The sequence below is a fragment of the Xanthomonas populi genome, from assembly GCF_002940065.1.
Taxonomy (GTDB): Bacteria; Pseudomonadota; Gammaproteobacteria; order Xanthomonadales; family Xanthomonadaceae; genus Xanthomonas; species Xanthomonas populi.
In genome coordinates this window covers 1-443 of record NZ_MDEJ01000340.1, presented here as the reverse complement: position 1 = coordinate 443, position 443 = coordinate 1, and the positions used below count along the sequence as shown (strand labels likewise).

The window sequence follows — 443 nt, the reverse complement described above, 5'->3', positions numbered from 1 at the left end:
GATCATGTCTGTCGTTCTCCGCTGGCAGGGCGTCAAGTCAATGATGGCAGATTGCTGGGGTTTTTAGAGGCTCCTTTATGAAGAATCAGCTCTCCCATTTTCAAATCAACCGGGTCGGCCAAGTTGAATAAAACTTCTCTTGATGCGCCGATGGCGTCTCTATTGAAATTATTTGTAATTTTAAGTCCCAAAGAGCGGGCAAATCTTTCATTAAGGATAGATCTCGTAGAACCAGTGTCCACCACAAAATCCGAGATTACGTCACGGCGCTTGCCATCCCCCCCCCCATGTATGGTTTCCTTCACTACAGGGACGCCACCTGCGTTAACGAGAGGTAGAGTGACAGGCGTGGTGATGGTTGATTTAAAGGAGCCTCTAAAAACCCCATCAATCTGCCATCATTGACTTGACGCCCTGCCAGCGGAGAACGACAGACATGATCA

Annotated in this window: 1 protein-coding gene; it reads right to left on the bottom strand. The window is 48.3% G+C overall.

Going from position 1 to position 443, the window contains the following annotated elements; genetic code table 11:
• Positions 1–32 precede the first annotated feature (32 nt).
• Entirely contained in the window at positions 33–305 is a 273-nt protein-coding gene (locus XpopCFBP1817_RS21195) for a retroviral-like aspartic protease family protein (protein WP_158251350.1), read from the bottom strand.
• Positions 306–443: the final 138 nt, after the last annotated feature.